This is a genomic window from Halostella sp. PRR32 (assembly GCF_034808085.1).
GTDB lineage: Archaea > Halobacteriota > Halobacteria > Halobacteriales > Natronoarchaeaceae > Halostella > Halostella pelagica.
Genome location: NZ_JAXHGL010000062.1, coordinates 1 through 284 on the forward strand (window position 1 = coordinate 1; position 284 = coordinate 284).

A 284-nucleotide genomic window follows, 5' to 3' on the forward strand; every position below is an offset into this window, starting at 1 on the left:
CGGGGAGTCGCCGCGGGGACTTCGAGCACATCGTCCGCGAGGTCCAGTGGGCGCTCGACGCCCGCGGGCACGACGACGTCGACGTCTTCGTCTCGGGCGGGCTCGGCCCCGCGGCGCTCCGCGAGCTACGGGACGTCGTGGACGGGTTCGGCGTCGGGAGCGCCATCACGGACGCGAACTCCGTGGACTTCTCGCTCGATATCGTCGCGGTCGACGGCGAGCCCATCTCGAAACGTGGGAAGCTCGGCGGCGTCAAGCAAGTGTACCGCACCGACGACGGCGCG

Annotated in this window: 1 pseudogene; it reads left to right on the top strand. The window is 71.5% G+C overall.

Annotated elements, in window-relative coordinates:
- Window positions 1-284: pseudogene (locus SM753_RS20390) on the top strand (nicotinate phosphoribosyltransferase); the annotation flags it as partial.